A 19,777-nucleotide genomic window follows, 5' to 3' on the forward strand; every position below is an offset into this window, starting at 1 on the left:
GCTCCTACGGCATGTGCGGCACACTTACGTGTCGTCGTCCTGCGGCGGCCGCTTCGATAACCGGTCGAACCGACGCTGGGCTTCGCTCGCCCGGTCGGCGGTTTCCTCGGGCTCAGGGGTGACATCCGCGAGCGCCGAGTCCGTGACAGTGATTTCCAGAACCACGTCGGCCGTCTGTGCCTCGGCTGGCAGTTCGGCCGTCTCGATGTCGAGGGCAGATAGTCCGTCCTCGGTGTCTACTTCCAGCGTGGCAATCCCGTCCTCGATTCGGTCGACGATAGCAGTGTAGGTTCCATCAGGTAGCATCAGTAACTCCGTTCCAGTACGGTCTCGTTGTCAGCGTCGGTCACGGTCACGGTGTCGCCGCCGTTGTTCCATATCGGACGCTCCGACCCCCAGTAAAGCTCGGTGTCCGTGTCGGCGCCGCTGCCGGTGTGGAGGGTCACGGTCTCGTCCGGGTCGAGCGTAAACCCGTCGGGGACGGTGTATCTGTGGTCGGCTTCATCACTGACAGTCCAGCCGCCCATTTCCAGCGGCTCCGCGCCCGCGTTCCGGAACACGACGTACTCGTCGTTGAGGTTGTCCCAGTCATCACCCGCCGCATCGGCGTTGACGCGGTCGATGATCAGGTCGCCACTCGTGTTCTCAGTGGGCGTTCCGCCGTCGGTCACGGTTTCGACCGGCGTAGCAGTCCGCGGGGACGAGCGGGGCAAGTAGGTCGCTCGCTGGGTAACCGGTTCGGTCGCACCCGGCGCAATTGCGTCGCCGGAACGGAGCGCCAGCGGGTCCGTCGGTGCTGGCCGTTGCGTGCTGACAGTCACAGCGGTCCCGTTGCTAGACAGGACGATGTCTCCGTGGGTTGCGGTCCAGTACGTCGGAACCGAGCGTGCCGCAAGCCGCTGGAGTGTCTCGTTGTTCGGGTGGCCATACTGCGAATCGTAGGCGCTCGATACCACGACCACCCGGGGGCCGGCGGCGTCCAGCAGCGGCCCGCTCGTGCTTGACGCGCTGCCGTGGTGCCCGGCTTTTAGTACGGTGGCCCGGAGCGTTGCTCCGTAGGTGTCGACGAGATACGCCTCCTGATCGTCCTCCGCATCGCCGGTAAAGAGGAAACTCGTCTCGCCGTGCTCGATCCGGAGGACGATGCTGTTCTCGTTTCGGGCCCCGTTTTCGAGGTATGGCTCCGGCGGGCCGAGCACGGTCGTCTCGACGCCGGAGAATCCGATCCGGTCTCCCTCGCGCGTCTCGTACAGCGTCACGTTGTGGGCTTCGACGGCATCGAGATATCGCTCGTAGGTCTGCGTACTCGCGGCGATACCGGGGTCGTACACCGCGCCGACGCCGTTTTGCTCGGTCTCGTAGTGCCTGATGACGGCCGCGTTGCCGCCGATGTGGTCGGCGTCGTTGTGTGAGACGACGAAGTGGTCGATTCGGTCAATGTCCTGTCGGTCGAGATACTGCAGGACGTACTCACCGTCGTCGGTGAAGTCTCCGGAGTCGATGAGCATCGTCTCGTTGTCGGGACTGACCAACAGGGTCGCCACCGACTGGCCGACGTTGATGAAATGGACCTCTAGCGTCCCGTTCGCTGCGGCCGGTGAGGGGGCGTCCGGCGTCGCTGTTTCGGTTGCAGTCGGCTGATTCGCGCTGCTGTCTATCCCGTTCGCCACGAACCCGCCACACCCGGCAAGTACCAGCAGTACTGCGGCGGCTATTGACGCAACCCCGCGACTCCGTACCATTCCGTTTGTCTACGCGCCCGAGTTATTTGGTATCACTTACCAACTACGTGCCACGAGACAGCGCGTGTCGCCGCGCCCCCGAGACAACGGCACGCCGTCAGTAGTTCACGGTCTCGGGCGTCTGCGGCGAGTCCGTCGGCCGCAGCAGGTGGACGCGCCCGGCAAGAAACCCCAGCAAAAGGCCGGTGAAATGTGCGACGAGCGCGACACCGGGGTTCGCGGTGGCAAGCGTGATCGCAGCAGCGACGACGCCAGCGAGAAGCAGCTGGACGCGCGGCGCAAGTTCGAATCCGCCAACGACGGTGTCAGTCAGGCGGTTGGCGGCAAGCAGGTATCCAAAGAGCGCAAACACTGCGCCGCTGGCCCCGAGCACGGAGACGTGACTGACCATCCCGGGAACGAACGGGCCGATGAGACTGGCTATCGAGACCTGTGAAACCCCGGCAAGTGCGCCGGTCGAGACGAAGAAGGCGTGGAATCGGAGTGGAGACGTCTGGCGTTCGAGGACAACGCCAGCAAGCGCCAGGCCGACGGCGTTTGCGAGGAGGTGGGGCAGGCCGGCGTGTGCATACACGTTGGTGACAAGCGTCCAGGGACGACTGAGCAGCGGAGGGGAGAGGGCAAACAGGCTCCGCGGGGCGGTCACCACGCCGACGGCCTGCTGTGCGAGGAACACAGCAACGATGACGGCCAGCGTGACCGCAGTTGGGCTCTGACGCAACGGTTTCATTACGACGATATTGTCGCCCTCACTACAAGAAACGCTCGGACACCCCGAACCGTTGCAGAACGCATACGTGGCATCGTGGCGTTGTCTCGTGTATGTCCGACCTAACTGACACCCTCACCGCGGCGTTCGCAGACGAGACCGACGACGAAATCGCACAGACAGCCGCCGAAAACATCGCCGACTTCGCCGAGGAGTACGACGAGGACCTGACGAGCGACCGCGTCGCCGATCTGCTCGCGGACGCGCCCTACGACGACTTCGGCCGCCGGTTCAACTGGGTCGTCGGCGAACTCGCCGCCGAGAACGAGGACTGCACGGACTCCCGAGAGTTCCGCATCGACGGGTTCGGTGAACTCGCTGCCGACCCCGACATCGGGACCTGAACGGGGATGGCGGGCGGAACCTACACGCTGGTGCTCGAACGGGACGCCAGCGGGCCGATTTCGGTCGGCGCGCTGGGCGAACTCAGGTTTCCGGCGGGCTGGTACGCCTACACCGGGAGCGCGCTGGGCAGTGGCGGGTTCGGCCGTATCGACCGCCACCGCGCGGTCGCCGCCGGCGACAACGACACCCGACACTGGCACGTCGACTACCTGCTGGGCGACGCCGCGACGGCCGTCGAACAAGTCGTCACGACCGAGGCCGACATCGAGTGTGCCGTTGCCCGGCGTGTCGACGGCCCGTCAGCCGAAGGGTTCGACCGCGTCGACGCCTTCGGCTGTTCCGACTGTGACTGTCGCTCGCACCTGGCGTACCACGAGCACCGGGACCGGCTCGTCGAGGCGGTGACCGACGCCCACGCGGCCGCGACCGGGTAGTCAGGAGATGTGAATCGCGGGCTTGTTCGGTCGCGCTTTGGCCGCGAGGTCGTGGTCGGGCGCGGCCCGACGGACCACGACGTCACAGCCGAACTCGTCTTCGAACAGCCACGCGGCCTGCTGGAGTGTGTCGAGTTCCCGCTCGCCGTCGATAATCGGTTCGAGGCCCGCCCCGCGGTCGGCCAGTCGGTCGGCGAAGTCGGCGGCCGCGTCCCCGTGCTGTTTGATTTCGTCGTCAGCCATGATTTCACCGACGATAGCGTCGTCGGGGTCTGACTCGCGGGCGATCTCGTAGGCACGGTACTTCCAGTCGGCGGCGACGACGAGTTCGATCTCGTTCGGTTCATCGATGTCGACGACCGCCGTGATCTCGCGCACGTCGTCAAGCGTCCGCCGGACGACCTGCCGCTCGATGCGGTAGTCGTCCACGTCCCGCAACGGTTCCGGCCACCGGCTCTCGGCGACGAGGCCGTCCTCGTCGAGCAGTTGCCACATCTCCTCGGCGAGGAACGGCGCAATCGGCGCGACGAGGCCGGCGAGCACCCGCAGACCCCGGCCGTAGGCGAACTGGTAGGGCCGGTCGTAGCCCGCATAGCGGCCGAGCAGGCGAGCGAAGCGCTGTATCTCGCCGATGACCCGATGGAAGCGAAAGCGGTCGTACTCCTCGGTGACAGCCGCGATGGTTCGGTCGATTTCCCGTTCCAGGTACGCGTCGTGGTCGGCGCTCTCGGTGCGCGTCTCCGTTCGGTCAGTGTACTCCGTGACAAGACGGTACAGCGTCTGCTGGAAGTCGTAGGCCGTCGAGACGTCCTTGACAGTCCACTCGAAGTCCTGGGACGGGTGGGCCGCCGAGAGGACGAACAGCCGCGTCGTCTCGGCCCCGTACTCGTGAGGCGCGATGTCGTTGCCCTTCGACTTGGACATCTTCTCGCCGCCGTGGAGTACCGTCCCCTGATTGATGAGCCGGTCGACCGGCTCCTCGCGGTCCAGCAGGCCGATATCCGACAGGGCACGAGTAAAGAAGCGGATATAGAGGAGATGCAACACCGCGTGTTCCTCGCCGCCGACGTACACGTCGACCGGGAGCCACTCGTCGGCGGTGTGCTGGTCGAACGGAGCCGATTTGAAGTGTGGCGACAGATACCGGAGGAAGTACCACGAGGAGTCGACGAAGGTGTCCATCGTGTCCGTCTCGCGGACGGCGTCGGCCCCGCAATCGGGACAGGTGGTCTGTTTCCACTCCTCAGCCGCATCAAGGGGATTACCCGTCGTCTGGACGTAGTCGGGTAGTTCCACCGGGAGGTCGTCCTCGGGGACCGGGACGTGGCCGCAGTCGTCGCAGTGGACGATTGGAATCGGCGTCCCCCAGTAGCGCTGCCGCGAGATGAGCCAGTCCCGCAGGCGGTAGGTCACCGCCGCCTCGGCGGCGTCGTGCTGACATAGGCGTTCGCGGGCGGCGGAACTGGCGAGGCCGTCGTACTCGCCGCTGTCCGTGAGCATCCCGTCGCCGGTGTAGGGCGCGTGCGGGAGGTCCGTCCCGCTGCCGTCGACGGGTTCGACAGCCTGCTCGACGGGCAGATCGTGTTCGTCAGCGAAGGCGTGGTCCTGTTCGTTGTGAGCGGGGACGCCCATAACCGCGCCCGTGCCCACGTCGTCCAGCACGTACGCCGCGACGTACACCGGCAGTTCTTCGCCGGTGTAGGGGTGGGTCGCGGTGAGGTCCGTCTCGACGCCGCTCATCCCGGCGTCGTCCGTATTCGCCACTGATTCTACGTACTCGGCGACGGCCTCGTCCGACTCGGCGAGCGCCCGCGCGAGGTCGTGGCCCGGCGACAGCGCCAGGTACGTCGCGCCGTAGACCGTATCGAGCCGCGTCGTGAACGCCTCGACGGTGTCGTGGTCGTCGTGGGCAACGGGAAACGAGACGCGGGCCCCTTCTTGTCGGCCGATCCAGTTCCGCTGGCTGTCCCGGACGCCGTCGGGCCACCCCTCGAGATCGTCCAGCCCGTGATACAGCTCCTCGGCGTAGTCGGTGATGGCGAAAAACCACTGGTCGAGGTCACGCTGCTCCACGCCGGTCCCGCAACGCCAGCAGACGCCACCGTGGGTGTGGCTATGGCCGGTGCCGGCGGTCGTCTCGCCGTCGTCGGCTTCCGGCGGCGTGTCGACCTGCGCGTCGGCAAGCACCGTCTCGCAGTCCGGACACCAGTTCACGGTCGCCGCGCCGTAGTCGACCAGGCCCTCGTCGTAGAACTGGGTGAACAGCCACTGATTCCACTGATAGTATTCAGGGTCACACGTTGTGGTTTCCCGGGACCAGTCGTAGCCAAAGCCCATCTCCCGGAGATCGGCTTTCATCTGGTCGATACACGTTCGGGTCCAGGACTCGGGGTCCGTGTTCCGTTCGTATGCCGCGTTCTCCGCCGGCAGGCCGAAAGCGTCCCACCCCATCGGGTGAAGTACGTCGTCGCCGGCCATCCGCCGGTACCGGGCGTACGCGTCGGTGATGGCGTAGTTCCGGATGTGTCCCATATGCAACGAGCCGGACGTGTACGGGAACATCCCCAGTACGTACGTCGGGTCGTCAGCGTCAGTGGGACACTCGAAAACGCCCTCGCGCTCCCAGGCCTGCTGCCAGTACTCCTGCACCCGAGCGTGGTCATATCGGCGCGACATTTGCTACCTCGTCCTGTGCCGGCGGCGCACATCAGTGTTCGGCTATGTGTGCCTGTTCAGACTGCTTTCGTGGACAGCCAGAAAGCCCCCGTCCCGCCCGTAGCTGGGTAGCCGAATGCAGATGATGCGGGACTTTCCGACGGGTCGCGATTTAAATAAAAGCGGTTCGAGAGCCGATAGCCCCCGGTCTCTAGCTCATTCCTCGCCGGACTCGTAATGCTCACCGGCGGCTTCGGGCAGGCGAGTCTTGCCCACCAGAGCGAGCACGACGATGACGGCGACGAACGGAATCGTCTGGACCAGTGAGTCGGGGACGGCGATGACATCAGCCGTCTGGAGGCGCAACTGGACGGCGTCGAGACCGGCAAACAGCGTGGTCGACAGCAGCGCACCGACCGGGTTGTAGTTGCCGAACAGATACGCGACGATGGCGATGAACCCCTTGCCGTTGACCATCGTCGGCCCGTTGCCGGTGAACTGGCCGATATTGATGGCCAGCGCGGCCCCACCCATCCCAGAGAGGACGCCGGACAGCAGGACGGCGGCGTAGCGGACGCGGGACACGTCAACGCCGGCAGTGTCCAGTGCCTTCGGGTTCTCGCCGGCGGCCCGGACCCAGCGGCCAAAGCTGGTGCGGTTTAGCACGTACCACGACGCCGCCACCGCAAGGAACATGATATACACTGCGGGCGAGGCATCGAACAGCGCGCCGAAGAACGGGATGTCAGCCAGCCCCGGGACCGTTATCGTATCGAAGGTCCCGACGTTGCTCGTGTTTGGCCCGCCGTAGAACACCTGCGAGGCGAACGGCGCGAGGCCGAGCGCGATGAGCCAGACGGCCAGGCCGGCGATGATCTGATCCGCGCGGAACTCGATACAGACGACGGCGAAGACGCCAGCGAGCAGCGTGGACGCGACAATACCGATGAGGAACCCGAGCCACAGCGACCCAGTGGCGTCGGCCCCGAAGATAGCTGCAAACGCCGAGATAATGAGCAGCCCTTCCAGCCCGATGTTGATGATGCCGCTTTTTTCGGCAAAGATGCCACCGAGCGCGGCCAGCACGATCGGGACCGAGAGCCGTAGCGTCGATGACAGCGTCGATTTCGAGGCCAGCACCCAGAATATCTGCCCGGGGGTCGAGGCCGGTGCCACGAGGCCGAACCCGGCGAGGACAGCCAGCGTGAGGAACGCCGCAGCGGCGATGAACAGTCGGCCTGACGCTGACGAAAGTCGGTCCATGGCGCTGTCGTTAGTCATCAGCACCACCTCCCGCGGTCGCGGCGGCCGGACTGTCTGGCTCGCGCGTTGCGAGCCGCCGGCCGATGATACGGAAGAACTCCGGCATCGCGACGAACAGGATAATAAGCCCCCGGAGAACGCCGACCAGCTGTGGTGGCACGTTGGTCGCGAACGCCACCACGTTCGAACCGGACTTGAGGACGCCGAACAGAAGCGCAGCGAAGACGGCTCCAATCGGATTGTTGCCGGCGAGGATGGAGACGGTGATCCCGTCGAAGCCATAGCTCGGGATACCAGTCTGGAACTTCCCGAGGGTCATCATCACGAACACGGCCCCGCCGATACCGCCGAGCGCACCGGAAAGCGTCAGCGACGTCAGGATAGTCCGGGCGGAGTCGACGCCGCCGTACTCCGCGGCTGCGGGCTGGATACCGGCGGTTCGCAGATCGTAGCCGAAGGCGGTGTGTTCGAGCAGGTAGTAGACGCCGCCGACGAACGCGAGGGCAAGCAGGAGCGCGAGCAGCGAGAAGTCCGTCCGCGGATCGAACAGGATCGAGGGGAACTGCCCTTCGACTGGCAGCGTCCGGGTCTGTGTCGCCTGGCTCGTCGGGTCGGCGAAGTGGTTCCGGACGAGATACAGGGTGACCCGGACAGCGACGAAGTTGAGCATAATCGTGGTAATAACCTCGTTAGCGTCGGCATACGCTTTCAGCGCGCCGGGTATCGCCCCGTAGAGACCGCCGCCGATTGCGCCAGCGAGCAGCCCGAGCGGAATAAACAGGACGAGTGCGAGCGTCCCGGAGACTAGCGAGCCGGCCCAGAGTACTGTCAGTGCGGCCGCCAGCGCGCCGATGATAAGCTGGCCTTGCGTCCCGATGTTGAAGATGCCGGCACGGAACGCTAAGGCAACCGAGAGCCCGGTGAACACCAGAATCGTCGTCTCCCGGAGCGTCGCCGCGAACTGCGCGTTCAGCGGCGACCAGCCGCCAGCGAAGGGGTCGCCTAGCGCGCCGAGGAACAGCCGGTTGAACACGTAGAACGGGTCATAACACAGCGTCGTGGAACCGAAGGTAAGTACCGGCGAGCGACACGTCGCCATCAGTCCCGCGACGGTGACGATGACAGTTCCGACGACGATAGAGAGCAACAGCGCCGAGACGGCGATGAGAATCCGCTCACCGACAGAGGTCTGCCCCAGTCTGATGAGTCGCTGTCGGTACTGTGCCCACCGGTCGTCGCCGTTCCGCGACGGGTCGCTATCGCTCATTGGTGTCCCTCCCCGTCCGCCGCAATGGTCGGGGCGGCGTCAGGTTGCTGTCCGGCCATCAGCAGTCCGAGCTGTTCCTCGGTCACGCGCTCGGGATCGACGATGTCGACGATCTCGCCCTCGTAGACGACGGCGAGGCGGTCCGAAAGCGACTGGACCTCATCGAGGTTCGAGGAGATCAGCAACACGGCCCGGCCCGCTTCGCGGAGCGCGTTGATCTGGTCGTGGATGAACTCCATCGACCCCACGTCCACGCCGCGCGTGGGGTGGGAGGCAACGACAAGACGCGGATCCCGGGCGAACTCCCGGCCGACGACGAACTTCTGCTGGTTCCCGCCGGAGAGGGATTTCGCGTGAGCGTTGGCATCCGGCGGCCGAACGTCGTACTCTTCGATTATCTCCTCCGCGTGGTCGCGCGTGAAGTCCCAGTCAATGCGACCATTCGAGGAGTAGTCAGCGGCGTGCTGGCTCCCCAGCAGGCCGTTCTCGACGAGGTCGAAGTCCATCACCAGCCCCCGCTCCTGTCGGTCTTCCGGGATGTAGGCCAGTCCGGCCTCGATGCGCTCCCGGCGGCTGTCGGTTGTCCGGTCGACGTCGTCATATGTGATCGTTCCCTCGTCAGGCATCTGGAGCCCGGTAATTGCCTCGACCAGTTCCGACTGGCCGTTCCCGTCAACGCCGGCGATACCGAGCACCTCGCCGGCTCGGACCTCAAGCGAAATCCCGTCGACCGCGCGGACACCCCGGTCGTCCTCCACGACGAGGTCCGAAACCTCGAGGATAGAGCGGCCCGGCTCGGCGGGGTCCCGGTCGAGGTCCAGCAGCACCTCCCGACCGACCATCATCTCGGCCAGTTCTTCGCGGGTGATGTCGTCGGCCGGCACCGTCCCGACGTTTTTCCCCTCACGCAACACAGTGATTTCGTCGGCAGCCTCCATCGCCTCGCCGAGCTTGTGCGTGATGAAGATAATCGTCTTGCCCTGGTCGGTCAGCTCTTCGAGCACGCGAAAGAGGTCTTCGACTTCCTGTGGCGTGAGTACTGCCGTCGGCTCGTCCAGAATCAAGACATCCGCGCCGCGATAGAGCGCTTTGAGTATCTCGACGCGCTGCTGGACGCCGACACCGACATCCTCGATTCGGGCGGTAGGGTCCACGTCAAACCCGTACCGCTCGGACAGTTCACGGACCTGTTTTCGGGATTGCTCGCTGTCGACCGTGAGACCGAGCCACTTGCGAGGCTCGTTCCCGAGCGTGATGTTTTCGGTGACGGTCATCGGATCGACCAGCATGAAGTGCTGGTGGATCATACCGACACCCTCGTCGATGGCGTCGCGCGGCGAGTCGAACTGCTGTGGCTCGCCGTGTACGTTGACCGTCCCCTCGGTGGGCTGGTAGAGCCCGTAGAGGACGTTCATCAGGGTGGTTTTTCCCGCACCGTTCTCGCCGAGCAGTGCGTGAACCGTCCCCTTCTCGACCGCCAGATCGACATCGTCATTCGCGACTACCCCCGGAAACCGCTTTGTAATACCATCGAGGTGGACGGCCTGTTCCATACTCTGAGCCGTTACCGTCCCGGTGTTTTAACTTCACGGTTCCACATGTCTGCCAAAAATATGCGGCAACTGCGTGTGTGGCCGCGACGACTCATCCGAACTGGTGTAGAGTATCTCGGTCTTAGAGTCGGCCCAAACCGGGACACTGCGCCACTGATCCGCCTCAGGCGTTTTCTGGGTCGGTCGGCACGCTGATGTCTCCGTCGATGATGCTCTGGCGGACCTCGGACACCTCGTCTTTGACGCTCTGTGGGATTTCCGAGCCGAGCTGCTGACCGTACACCGCTTCGACACCGTTCTGTTCGAGGCCGAGCGTGTTCACACTGCCGCCCTCGAAGTTATCATTGACGACCGATTCGACCGACGTGTACACCGCGTTGTCGACGCGCTTGACCATGCTCGCGAGGATAACGTCGCTGAAGTTCTCTTTCGTGACCGACTGGTCGCGGTCGACGCCGACTGCGAAGCGCCCGGCCTCCTGGGCCGCACGGAACACGCCAGTCCCGGTGTTACCGGCCGCATGGTAGACGATATCCGCACCGGAGTTGTACATCGAGAGGGCCGCCTCCTGGCCGCCCGATGGGTCGTTGAAGTCGCCAACGTAGGCTGTTTGGATGTCGACATCCTCCTCTGCGTGCTTGACGCCGGCTTTGTAGCCGGCTTCGAAGCGGCCGATGAGGTCACCCTCGACGCCGCCGACGAAGCCGACGCTCGCGGAGTCACTCTGCGTGGAGCCGGCGCCAGCCGAGAAGTCCTGGCTGGTCAGCTTCGCAGCCATCAGCCCAATGAGGAACGACCCCTGATGCTCACCGAATACGTACGAGCCGACGTTGTCCGATTCGACGACGGAGTCGACGATCATGAAGTTCTGCTCTGGGTACTGTTCGGCGTTCTCCGTGAGGGCGTCTGCCTGCAGGAAGCCGATACAGCAGACGAGGTCGTAGTCCGGGTTCGAGGACTGTGCGTACTGCTGCTGGAGGCTGCCGAAGTCCTGTACCGCTTCCGGCTGAGACTCGTCGTATTCGATGTTTAGCTCGTCCGCTGCTCGAATAGCGCCGGTCTGGGCCTGGTCGTTGAACGACCCGTCGCCGAGCCCGCCCGTCGCGTACACCATTCCGATACGAGCGGCCGGACCACTGTCGCCGCCGTCTCCGCCGTCGCCGCCGTCGCCACCATCCCCACCGTCTCCGCCGTCGCCGCCGCCGTCCCCGCCATCGCCGCCAAGACATCCGGCTAGCCCGATTGCAGTTGCGGTACCAACACTACTGATGAACGTGCGCCTTCGCTGTGACATGTCCCACCAGCGGTGTCGATAGGCGTTAAAGACTTCGGTGTCGCACATTAGCCACATCGGCGACAAACCATGGCAAGGCGGGCCGATAACTGTTCGCTGCCGACGCCGCGGACATTTTATCTACTGGGTGTGAACGGCTGGCAATGACAGTCTGGTCGCGTTCACACAGCAACAACTGGCAGGCTCCATCGGAGTCCGGCACGCGGTGACCACCGCCGTCTTCTGGGCGCTAGTCGCCCTCGCGACGATTACCGGCCTCGTGACGGCCTGGACACTCGGTGCGAACAGCAACTCACCGCCGTTCGCCCCAGCGATCGGTGCAAACGCCATCTCGACGATGCGCGCCGCCTTCCTCATCGGCATCCTCGCCGCGCTGGGCGCGCTGACACAGGGCGGGAGCATCTCGGAAACGGTCGGGGCCGGTCTCATTGACGGCGTCGCAATCACCTCGCTTGCGGCAGTCGCCGGCCTGCTGACCGCGACTGGGTTCATGGCGTTCGGTATCTACTCGGGCTACCCCGTTCCGGCGGCGTTCGCGACGACGGGCGCGATGGTCGGCGTCGGCCTCTCGCTCGGCGGCGACCCCGTCTTCGATACCTACCGCCGCATCGCCACCTTCTGGCTGCTCGTCCCGCCTGTCTCGGGAAGCCTAGCTTATCTCACCGCGACGGTGTTGCGTCGAGACGACATCCCCGAAACGGTCGGCGTCCCGTTGCTCGCCGGCGTTGTCGGCGGTATCGTCGCCAACGTCCAGTTGAGCATCATCCCGTCGCCTGCCGGCACCGACCAGGGCTCGCTGGCCGGCTTCGCCGCGATGGTCACCGGGACGGATATCGCCGCCGTCGCCGCGACGCTACTCGTCGCCGCCGGGAGCTTCTACTACATCCGCCTGCAGACGCAGGCCTCCGTCGACAAGGGTATCAAGACCTTTCTCGTCGTTCTCGGCAGTGTCGTCGCCTTCTCCAGTGGCGGCAGTCAGGTCGGCCTCGCAACCGGGCCACTCGAAAACCTCTACGGTACCGAACTCGGCCTCCCCGGAATCGTGTTGCTGGCGCTCGGTTCCGTGGGCATCCTCGGCGGCGCGTGGATGGGTGCCCCCCGCCTGCTACAGGCGACCTCCCGCGAGTACGCACAACTCGGCGTCCGCCGGTCCATCGCGGCGCTGGTCCCCGGTTTCATCATCGCGCAGGCCGCCATCGCGCTTGGCATCCCCATCTCGTTCAACAACATCATCATCTCCGGAGTCATCGGCGGGGGCCTCGCTGGCGGCTCCGCCGGGGTCTCCCGCCGGAAGATAGGCGTGACTGTCGGGTTCTGGCTCATCACCCTCGCCACCAGCGTCGTGATCGGCTTCGGCGTGTATCAGGGGCTGGAAGCGCTCCTCGGCAGCCAAGCGTGAGTCCCCGCAGGCTATCTCCGACCCCCCGGCGTCCGTGACTATCGGACGACCGTCACCGTCACCGGCGCTTCGCTGACGACCGCCGTCGCAACGGTCCCCAGCAACCGCCGGGCGATCTCGTTTCGCGTCCCGCCATGGCCGCCCATCACCACCTGATCCACGTCGACCGCCTCGACGTAGTCCAGAATCGTCTCGGCCGGATCACCGGTCTCGACGGCTGTCTCGACCTTTTGGCCGGCCTCGCTGGCCTGCTGTGACGCCCTGTCGACGAGATTCGTGGCCCGCTCGTCGGCCGCCGCTTGGCGGTCTTCGTCCGGTTCGAGCATCCCCCCTTCGCTCATTCCCGTATCGAGCGGCGCAACGACGTTCAGAACTGTAAGCCGGCAGTCAAACGTCTCCAGCGCGTACGTCAGCGCCTCGTCGGCCAGCGGTGACCCGTCCAGCGGGACGAGGACGTGCGTCGGTGCCATACGTTCCCTCTGGAAGGGAGCTATAAGTAGCCAGTGGCAAGCCGATGCTTGCCAGATATGTGTCAAACCTGTTCCGCATGGGTTCGAACCAGAGGAAGACTCGCTTCGCTCGTCTTTCAGGGCTCGAATCCACTAATCACGACGCTGTTGCTCACGGTTTATTCGCGACAAGAGTAGTCCATCCTGGATTCGAACCAGAGGAAGACTCGCTTCGCTCGTCTTTCAGGGCTCGAATCCACTAATCACGACGCTGTCGCTCACGGTTTATTCGCGACAAGAGTAGTCCATCCTGGATTCGAACCAGGGTCGAAGCCCCCAGAAGGCTTCAGGATTGGCCTCTACCCCAATGGACTGTGTGCACTCTACAGTATCGGGTGCCCCTTTGTAAGCGTTGCGCGATTCGGTCGGACATGAAGCGTGTCAGCAGCCCTCACAACCCCATCAGGACAACAGCATCACGACGACACCGGGCGACGAAACATCGACAGCGCTTTTTTGGGGTGCTGTGCACACTCGCGTATGTACGTTGGACGATTCGTCGTCGTCAGTCCCGAGGTCGGCGCGTACCGCGTCTCCTCGCGCTCGTTCCCCAACCGCCAGGCAGTCCAGCGAGACGGAACGGTGACCATCGAGCCGACGCCGGATGCACCGGAAACGGACAACCCCTACATCTCCTACAACGGCGTCCGCATCACCGAGCGCGGCGCAGTCGTCGGTAACGGTTCTCACGTCGACCCAATCGCCGAGAAGCTGGAACTGGGCTATCCGGCGCGGGACGCCCTTGCTGAGCCGCTCCTGTCGCTCGACTTCGAGAAGGACGACTACGACACGCCGCGGGTCGCTGGCATTGTCGGCGTCGACGCGGCGGACCCAACAACGAACGCCGACGGTCCGGGTGCGGTCATCGGGACCGTCCGCCGTGACGCGTTACTCGTCGAGGAGGTCACCGAACCGACGCTGGTGGCGACCTACGAGGAGAACAGTCCCACAGCGTTCGACCTGACCGCGACCGACGCGGACGCGGTGGCTCGCGAAGTGTACGACCACGAGTACGAACACGCGGTCTGTTCGGCCGGTGTCGCGGGGTCGGCGGGTGAGTTCGACGTGGCAGTGTACAACGGAGAGTGAAGATGGCAGCAAACGCGCTACGGACACAGATACTGAGCCAGGACCGACACTCAAGACCCCGCAGGGGGTAGACACGAACAATGAAACTCGGGATACTCTCTGATATTCATGGCAATCGGATAGCGCTCGCGGCAGTGCTTGCAGATATGCCGCCGGTTGACGGGCTAGTCTGTGCGGGCGATGTCGTCGGCTACAATCCCTGGCACGCCGACTGTGTCGACGCGATGCGGGGGCACACCGACGCGCTCCCTGCGGACGGTCCTTGGCCAGCCGAAGAAGTCCCGACAGTGATGGGCAACCACGACAGGGCAGTCGCCGCCGAGACGCCGTTCGCGTTCAACGGAATGGCTCAGGCCGGCGTCGAACACGCCACGGAACAGTTGTCCGACGAGCAGATAGCGTGGCTGGCGGCACTGCCCGACGAGCGACTGGTGTGTGACGAGCGGGTGAAGCTCGTCCACGGCCATCCGGACGACCCGGACCACTACACCTATCCCGAGGAGTTCGGGCCGGACCTGCTGGGTGACGAGGACGTACTCGTGATGGGACACACGCACCATCAGCACCACGATGTGTACGAGGACGGCGTCGTGCTGAACCCAGGCAGCGTGGGTCAGCCCCGCGACAAGGACCACCGGGCCGCCTACGCCGTACTCGACCTCGCGGACCTGACTGTCGAGGAACACCGCGTGGCCTACGACACGAGCGCGGTCATCGATGCGGTTGCCGACGCTGACCTGCCGCGGCAAATCGGTTTCCGGTTGACACAGGGCCGGTAGCCCGGGACCAGCGCGTCGGCCGTCGTCGGTAGCCTGCAGATACTGCAGCGGGGGGAGGGGATTTATGTCCGTGACCGCTACTGTGTGGCGTGGAGTCCCCATTCGAGGTCCTCGGAATCACACCGGACGCCGACGACGGGGAAATCGTCGACGCGTACCGCGAGCGGGTGAAAGAGGCACACCCGGATCAGGGCGGGTCCGCGGCCGAGTTCCAGGCAGTCAAGACAGCCTACGAGCGACTGCAGAACGGGTACGAGCCCGGAGACCCCCTTCCAGACGAGGCATCGGAGTCCGAATCCGAGGCCGAGGAGGCCCCGCCGGAACCGGACGACCCGATGGTAGAATTTCTCAACTTCGAGGTGCTTGAGGACCACGGCTGGGCACTGGAAGACGAGGATTTGTTCGCGAAAGCCGCCGACGCGAACCTGCAGTCGACTGATTTCGGGCGGTTCTACGTCGACCCGAACGACACGCTGCTTGAAGCGGCCGAAAAGAACGGCTTCGCGTGGCCGTTTGCCTGCCGTGGCGGCGCGTGTACGAACTGCGCGGTGGCGGTCGTCGAGGGCGAGATGCCGTCACCGGCGAGCCACATTCTCCCGCCGGACCTCACCGAGAAGGGGATTCGCCTGTCGTGTATCGCCGCACCGGTGTCTGAGGACGCGAAAATCGTCTACAACCTGAAACACCTCCCCGAAGTGAGAGAACTGTTGTTACCCGCGAGCCGGTTCGAGCAGGCCTCCTCAACCGATTAAAAATACGCGGCGCTCAGAAGACGTTCTGTACGAGCGAGAGGGCCTGTTCGCGGTCCTCCCACGGGACGAACACGGAGACCGATGTCGCGGACGTAATCACATCGTAGAGATGGATGTGCGCGTCGGCAAGCGGTGCGACGACCTGGTGAGCCAGCGCCGACTGGCTGGGGTCGCCGCCGGTAACGCGGATGACGGCGATGTCGTCCTCGACAGTGACTGACGAGAGCGTCTCGTCGTCAACGATACGGGCGTGCAGCAGTGCTTCGGCTTCCTCGGCGTCGTCTTCGTCGACATAGAACGTCAGCGAGTCCATTCCCGAGGAGTTGGCCTCGATGTTGATCTCCTCGTCAGCGATAGCGCCCGACAGGTCCGCGAGGATGCCCGGGCTGTTCCGGATAGCGCGACCGGCGACGGTCACGCAGGCGATTGGCTGTTCCTGCAGGTCGATCAGGTTCTGGAACTCGCCTTCTATTGAAGTGCCACCGGAGAGCAGGTCGCCGTGCTGGTAATGGACGACGCGGACACCGAGGTCGTCGCTCTTGTACGACAGCGCCGACGGCGCGACCACCTCGGCCCCGCGGAACGACAGCGAACGGAGTTCATCGACGGAGATTTTGCCGACGTTCCGAGCGCCCTCGACAACCCGTGGGTCCCCGGTCATGACGCCCTCGACGTCGGTGACGATGACGACTTCGTCGGCGTCCATGTAGTCGCCCATCATCACGGCGCTCGTATCGGAGCCGCCACGGCCGAGCGTCGTCACGTTGCCCTGGTAGTCCTGCGCGAGGAAGCCGGTGATAACCGGGACGACGTCCTTGAGCTGGCCGGCGAGCGCGTGGGCGCGCTTCTGTGTCTCCTCGACATCGACCTCGCCGTACTCGTCGGTGATGATCGGCCAGTCCTCGCTCCCGGGTTCGAGGAAGACCGCCTCGATACCGCGGGCGGCGAGCGCGCCCTTGAGCATCCGGACGGAGGTCCGTTCGCCCATCGAGACAATCTCCGCGCGGTCCGCGGAGTCGGCGTCGTAGTTGATCTCGTCGAGCAGTTCGTCGGTTGTGTTGCCCATCGCCGAGGCGACGACCGCGACCTCGTGGCCCTGCTGGACGGCAGCAGCAATAGAGTCCGCGGCCCGGTTGATACGATCGCCGCTTCCGAGGCTCGTCCCACCGAACTTGGCGACTACGCGCATGCTACCACCGTGTCCGTGTGCATGTGAACCATTGCCCTCGCGTTATCCGTCGCTCGGGATAACTGTGTTCATCTGTGACCGCGTCTCACTGTCGACAGCGACAGTAGATTCCGTCGTGCGAAGCCCTGTTGGCGCGAAGCGGGTGCAGTCCGGAGCGTCCGACACACCGTTTATTTGCGTGGGGTTCCCACGCACATGTATGGATATCCGCGACGCTATCGAGGACGACGCTGAACGACTGGCCGCCCTCGCTGACGGGCCGCCGGACGTGATGCGAAACCTCGTCCACGACCGCACCGTGCGCGTGGCCGAGGAAGACGACAACATTGTTGGGTTCGTGAGTTTTGACGCCGAGCGTGGGACCGTCCACGTGACGCAACTGGCCGGGTCAGGCGACGCCTGCGAGGAACTCCTGACAGACCCGATTGAGTTCGCACGTCGAGAACACATGACCGTCGAGCTACTGCTCCCGGAAGACGAATCGGAGGTCCGGGCCGCCGTCGAGGCGGTCGGGTTCGCCTCGACCGGAAACGGTCCCCGGTTCGATGGGCAGGCGACGACACGCTACCGACTGGAGCCAGAGCGGGCGGAGCACTGACGGAGACGAGACGCCTCGTCGCCGTCTTTCTACGAGCGGAATTTGCGGTAGAGATACGCGATGCCGAGACCGCCAGCGACCAGTGCCGGGACCAGTGGCGCGTCGGCGGCCTTCGACACCTGTCGTCGAACCGTCGCGGAGACCGACGACGGCTCTTCGATGAGGTCCAGCACGGCCTCGGTGCTGTTTGCGACTGGTTCCGGCTCGTTCCCGGCTTCGGCGGCTGCCTCGGGGTCTTTGAGCAGGTGGCCCGTGGTCAGGCAGACGACCGACTCGTCGCTGTCGACCTCGCCCTCGCGCCGGAGCTTCCGGAGGCCGGCGACAGAGGCGGCAGAGGCCGGTTCGACGCCGACGCCCTCGCCGGCGATGTCGCGCTGGGCCTCGGTAATCTCCTCGTCGGAGACGGCCACCGCGGTGCCGCCGGTCTCCCGGATGCCCGGCAGCGCCTTCGGCGCGTTGACCGGGTTGCCGATGCGGATGGCGGTCGCGCGGGTTTCGACGTCCTCCCAGCGGCGGGTGTCCTCGTAGCCGTTCTCGATGGCCTCGACCATCGGAGCGGCCCCCTCGGCCTGGACGCCAGTGAGCTTCGGGACCTGCTCTTCGGTTATCGCGCCGGCCTTGACGAGCTCGCGGAAGCACTTGTACAGCGCCGCGGTGTTGCCGGCGTTGCCGACCGGCAGGACGATGCGGTCCGGGTACTCGCCGTTGTCGGCGTAGAACTCCTCCATGATTTCCAGCCCGATGGTCTTCTGGCCCTCCAGACGGAAGGGGTTCAGCGAGTTCAGGAGGTAGGCCTCGCCGCGGGCGGCGAGGTCCTGCACGATGTCGAGACATTGGTCGAAGTTGCCGTCGACCTCCAGAATCCGGGCGCGGTGGAGACTCGCCTGTGCGATCTTCCCGGCCGCGACCTTCCCGGCGGGCAGGAGGACGAGCGTCTCCATGCCGCCGCGTGCGCCGTAGGCCGCAAGCGCCGCGGAGGTGTTCCCGGTCGAGGCACAGGCCAGTCGGTCGACACCGACCTCCTGAGCGACCCGGACACCGACGGTCATGCCGCGGTCCTTGAACGAGCCGGTGGGATTCATCCCCTCGTGTTTCACGCGGAGCGCGTCGACGCCGATGTCGTCTTTCAGGCGCGGCATCTCGTGGAGCGGCGTGTCACCCTCGGGGAGCGTGACACCTTCCTCGAAGGGCAGGGCGGCGTTGTACCGCCAGACTCCCGAGCCTTCGAACTCGTCGAAGGTCGGCAGGTCGTCGTAGCGGACCTCAAGCAGGCCATCACAGTCGTCGCAGGTGTAGCGAATCTCGTCGAAGGGCGCGAACGTCTCACCACACTCGATGCAGGCCAGCCAGACGCCGTCGTCGGCAACCGGCGGCACGTCGTCGGTGAGTTGCAGGTCAGCCATTGTCGGGACCATGCCCCCAGTGGGCAAAAGTCGGACGGTTGTCGGCGACCGACCGGCGCTCACGCCGCGCTCCGCTCACTCGCCGGGGCTGGCGTCGAACTCGTCGATACGGTGATGGACCGCGGCGGTCCACTCGTCGAGCGTCTCGTGCATCAGTTCGCGGGCCTCAGACGGCGGTGTCGCGGTGTACTGATACACGTGGCCGCCGCCGTCGAGGAGGCGTCGTTTCCGCGCCGCGAGCCCCTTCTCGCGAAGCGTCGACAGCGAACGATTGACGTTCGAGCGGTCGCGGCCGAGTTCGTCAGCGAGTTCCTCGACAGTGCTTGCAGGTGTCTCAAGCAATGTCTGGTACGTCCGTACCTCGTGTTCTTGCACACCGAACACGCAAGCCATCACGTCAGAGAGATTCGGTTCGTCGTCGACCATCAGCTCGTGGAACTGGTCCGGAGACCGGTTGACAGACATACCCACTTGTATTATATCAACCCCGATAAACTGGGTCGTTACCTCAACCTCACCGCCGTGGCACCGTCGTTGACTGCGTTCATCCGGTTCTCGATTATCGTCAGTAGCTCGGGGTACCCCTGCAAGCCGTTGCCAATCAGACTAAACAGAGGACTGTTTCAGCTGGAAGAGCCAACTAACAGGCTGCCAGCAGCATCTGTACTGTGAAAACTATTGACAATGTAATCAAAAAGGGTGCTGTTTCGAGTGGAGAATCACCCTACAACAGAGCT

General features: G+C 64.8%; 19 protein-coding genes. 7 read left to right on the forward strand and 12 right to left on the reverse strand.

Going from position 1 to position 19,777, the window contains the following annotated elements:
• Positions 1 to 24: 24 nt before the first annotated feature.
• The 3 genes from AMS69_RS03860 to AMS69_RS03870 all read right to left on the reverse strand — a co-directional run bounded on the left by AMS69_RS03860 (position 25) and on the right by AMS69_RS03870 (position 2,472).
• A complete protein-coding gene (locus AMS69_RS03860) occupies positions 25 to 306 on the reverse strand; it encodes a DUF3006 domain-containing protein (protein ID WP_053966766.1) in 282 nt (93 codons plus the stop codon).
• Positions 306 to 1,742, reverse strand: a complete 1,437-nt coding sequence (locus AMS69_RS03865; RefSeq protein ID WP_053966767.1) for a lamin tail domain-containing protein — start codon at positions 1,740 to 1,742, stop codon at positions 306 to 308. The genes AMS69_RS03860 and AMS69_RS03865 overlap by 1 nt, the downstream gene beginning before the upstream one ends.
• Before the next feature lie 97 nt (positions 1,743 to 1,839).
• The gene (locus AMS69_RS03870; RefSeq protein WP_053966768.1) at positions 1,840 to 2,472 is read right to left on the reverse strand and encodes a rhomboid family intramembrane serine protease; all 633 of its coding nucleotides are present in this window, start codon (positions 2,470 to 2,472) and stop codon (positions 1,840 to 1,842) included.
• A gap of 92 nt (positions 2,473 to 2,564) precedes the next feature.
• Between AMS69_RS03870 and AMS69_RS03875 the strand changes: the two genes are divergently transcribed.
• On the forward strand, positions 2,565 to 2,855 hold the full coding sequence (locus tag AMS69_RS03875) for a hypothetical protein (RefSeq protein WP_053966769.1): 291 nt from the start codon (positions 2,565 to 2,567) through the stop codon (positions 2,853 to 2,855).
• A 6-nt stretch (positions 2,856 to 2,861) separates the two neighbouring features.
• The gene (locus AMS69_RS03880) at positions 2,862 to 3,290 is read left to right on the forward strand and encodes a GIY-YIG nuclease family protein (protein ID WP_053966770.1); all 429 of its coding nucleotides are present in this window, start codon (positions 2,862 to 2,864) and stop codon (positions 3,288 to 3,290) included.
• Here AMS69_RS03880 and leuS read toward each other — a convergent pair whose 3' ends face one another.
• The 5 genes from leuS to AMS69_RS03905 form a co-directional block, all read right to left on the reverse strand.
• Positions 3,291 to 5,966, reverse strand: coding sequence for a leucine--tRNA ligase (gene leuS, locus AMS69_RS03885; RefSeq protein ID WP_053966771.1), 2,676 nt, complete (start codon positions 5,964 to 5,966; stop codon positions 3,291 to 3,293).
• A 195-nt stretch (positions 5,967 to 6,161) separates the two neighbouring features.
• Entirely contained in the window at positions 6,162 to 7,208 is a 1,047-nt protein-coding gene (locus AMS69_RS03890) for an ABC transporter permease (RefSeq protein WP_053967023.1), read from the reverse strand.
• 10 nt (positions 7,209 to 7,218) lie between these two features.
• A complete protein-coding gene (locus AMS69_RS03895) occupies positions 7,219 to 8,475 on the reverse strand; it encodes an ABC transporter permease (protein ID WP_053966772.1) in 1,257 nt (418 codons plus the stop codon).
• Positions 8,472 to 10,028 (reverse strand): ABC transporter ATP-binding protein, encoded by a 1,557-nt coding sequence (locus tag AMS69_RS03900; protein WP_053966773.1) that lies wholly within the window; start codon positions 10,026 to 10,028, stop codon positions 8,472 to 8,474. Before AMS69_RS03900 ends, AMS69_RS03895 begins: the two co-directional genes overlap by 4 nt.
• A gap of 163 nt (positions 10,029 to 10,191) precedes the next feature.
• Positions 10,192 to 11,370, reverse strand: a complete 1,179-nt coding sequence (locus AMS69_RS03905) for a BMP family lipoprotein (protein WP_080508799.1) — start codon at positions 11,368 to 11,370, stop codon at positions 10,192 to 10,194.
• A 157-nt stretch (positions 11,371 to 11,527) separates the two neighbouring features.
• Between AMS69_RS03905 and AMS69_RS03910 the strand changes: the two genes are divergently transcribed.
• Positions 11,528 to 12,721, forward strand: coding sequence for an inorganic phosphate transporter (locus AMS69_RS03910; RefSeq protein WP_053966774.1), 1,194 nt, complete (start codon positions 11,528 to 11,530; stop codon positions 12,719 to 12,721).
• 38 nt (positions 12,722 to 12,759) lie between these two features.
• Here the strand turns inward: AMS69_RS03910 and AMS69_RS03915 are convergent, their stop codons facing one another.
• Positions 12,760 to 13,191 (reverse strand): universal stress protein, encoded by a 432-nt coding sequence (locus AMS69_RS03915; protein ID WP_053966775.1) that lies wholly within the window; start codon positions 13,189 to 13,191, stop codon positions 12,760 to 12,762.
• A gap of 519 nt (positions 13,192 to 13,710) precedes the next feature.
• Between AMS69_RS03915 and AMS69_RS03925 the strand changes: the two genes are divergently transcribed.
• The 3 genes from AMS69_RS03925 to fer all read left to right on the forward strand — a co-directional run bounded on the left by AMS69_RS03925 (position 13,711) and on the right by fer (position 15,850).
• Positions 13,711 to 14,319 carry an IMP cyclohydrolase gene (locus AMS69_RS03925; protein ID WP_053966776.1) on the forward strand — a complete coding sequence of 203 codons (609 nt, stop codon included), beginning with the start codon at positions 13,711 to 13,713 and terminating at the stop codon, positions 14,317 to 14,319.
• Between the two features lie 80 nt (positions 14,320 to 14,399).
• Entirely contained in the window at positions 14,400 to 15,098 is a 699-nt protein-coding gene (locus AMS69_RS03930) for a metallophosphoesterase family protein (protein ID WP_053966777.1), read from the forward strand.
• Between the two features lie 89 nt (positions 15,099 to 15,187).
• On the forward strand, positions 15,188 to 15,850 hold the full coding sequence (fer, locus tag AMS69_RS03935; protein WP_053966778.1) for a ferredoxin Fer: 663 nt from the start codon (positions 15,188 to 15,190) through the stop codon (positions 15,848 to 15,850).
• Between the two features lie 13 nt (positions 15,851 to 15,863).
• Here fer and AMS69_RS03940 read toward each other — a convergent pair whose 3' ends face one another.
• A complete protein-coding gene (locus tag AMS69_RS03940) occupies positions 15,864 to 17,039 on the reverse strand; it encodes an aspartate kinase (RefSeq protein ID WP_053966779.1) in 1,176 nt (391 codons plus the stop codon).
• Positions 17,040 to 17,238: 199 nt separating this feature from the next.
• Between AMS69_RS03940 and AMS69_RS03945 the strand changes: the two genes are divergently transcribed.
• Positions 17,239 to 17,637: a hypothetical protein gene (locus tag AMS69_RS03945; protein ID WP_053966780.1), complete on the forward strand. Its 399-nt coding sequence runs from the start codon at positions 17,239 to 17,241 to the stop codon at positions 17,635 to 17,637.
• 29 nt (positions 17,638 to 17,666) lie between these two features.
• On the opposite strand, the gene thrC is transcribed toward AMS69_RS03945, so the two are convergent.
• Both thrC and AMS69_RS03955 read right to left on the reverse strand, forming a co-directional pair.
• The gene (gene thrC, locus AMS69_RS03950; protein WP_053966781.1) at positions 17,667 to 19,052 is read right to left on the reverse strand and encodes a threonine synthase; all 1,386 of its coding nucleotides are present in this window, start codon (positions 19,050 to 19,052) and stop codon (positions 17,667 to 17,669) included.
• 63 nt (positions 19,053 to 19,115) lie between these two features.
• Positions 19,116 to 19,505, reverse strand: a complete 390-nt coding sequence (locus AMS69_RS03955; protein WP_053966782.1) for a helix-turn-helix domain-containing protein — start codon at positions 19,503 to 19,505, stop codon at positions 19,116 to 19,118.
• Between the last annotated feature and the right edge of the window lie 272 nt (positions 19,506 to 19,777).

It is taken from the genome of Haloarcula rubripromontorii, assembly GCF_001280425.1.
Classification (GTDB): domain Archaea; phylum Halobacteriota; class Halobacteria; order Halobacteriales; family Haloarculaceae; genus Haloarcula; species Haloarcula rubripromontorii.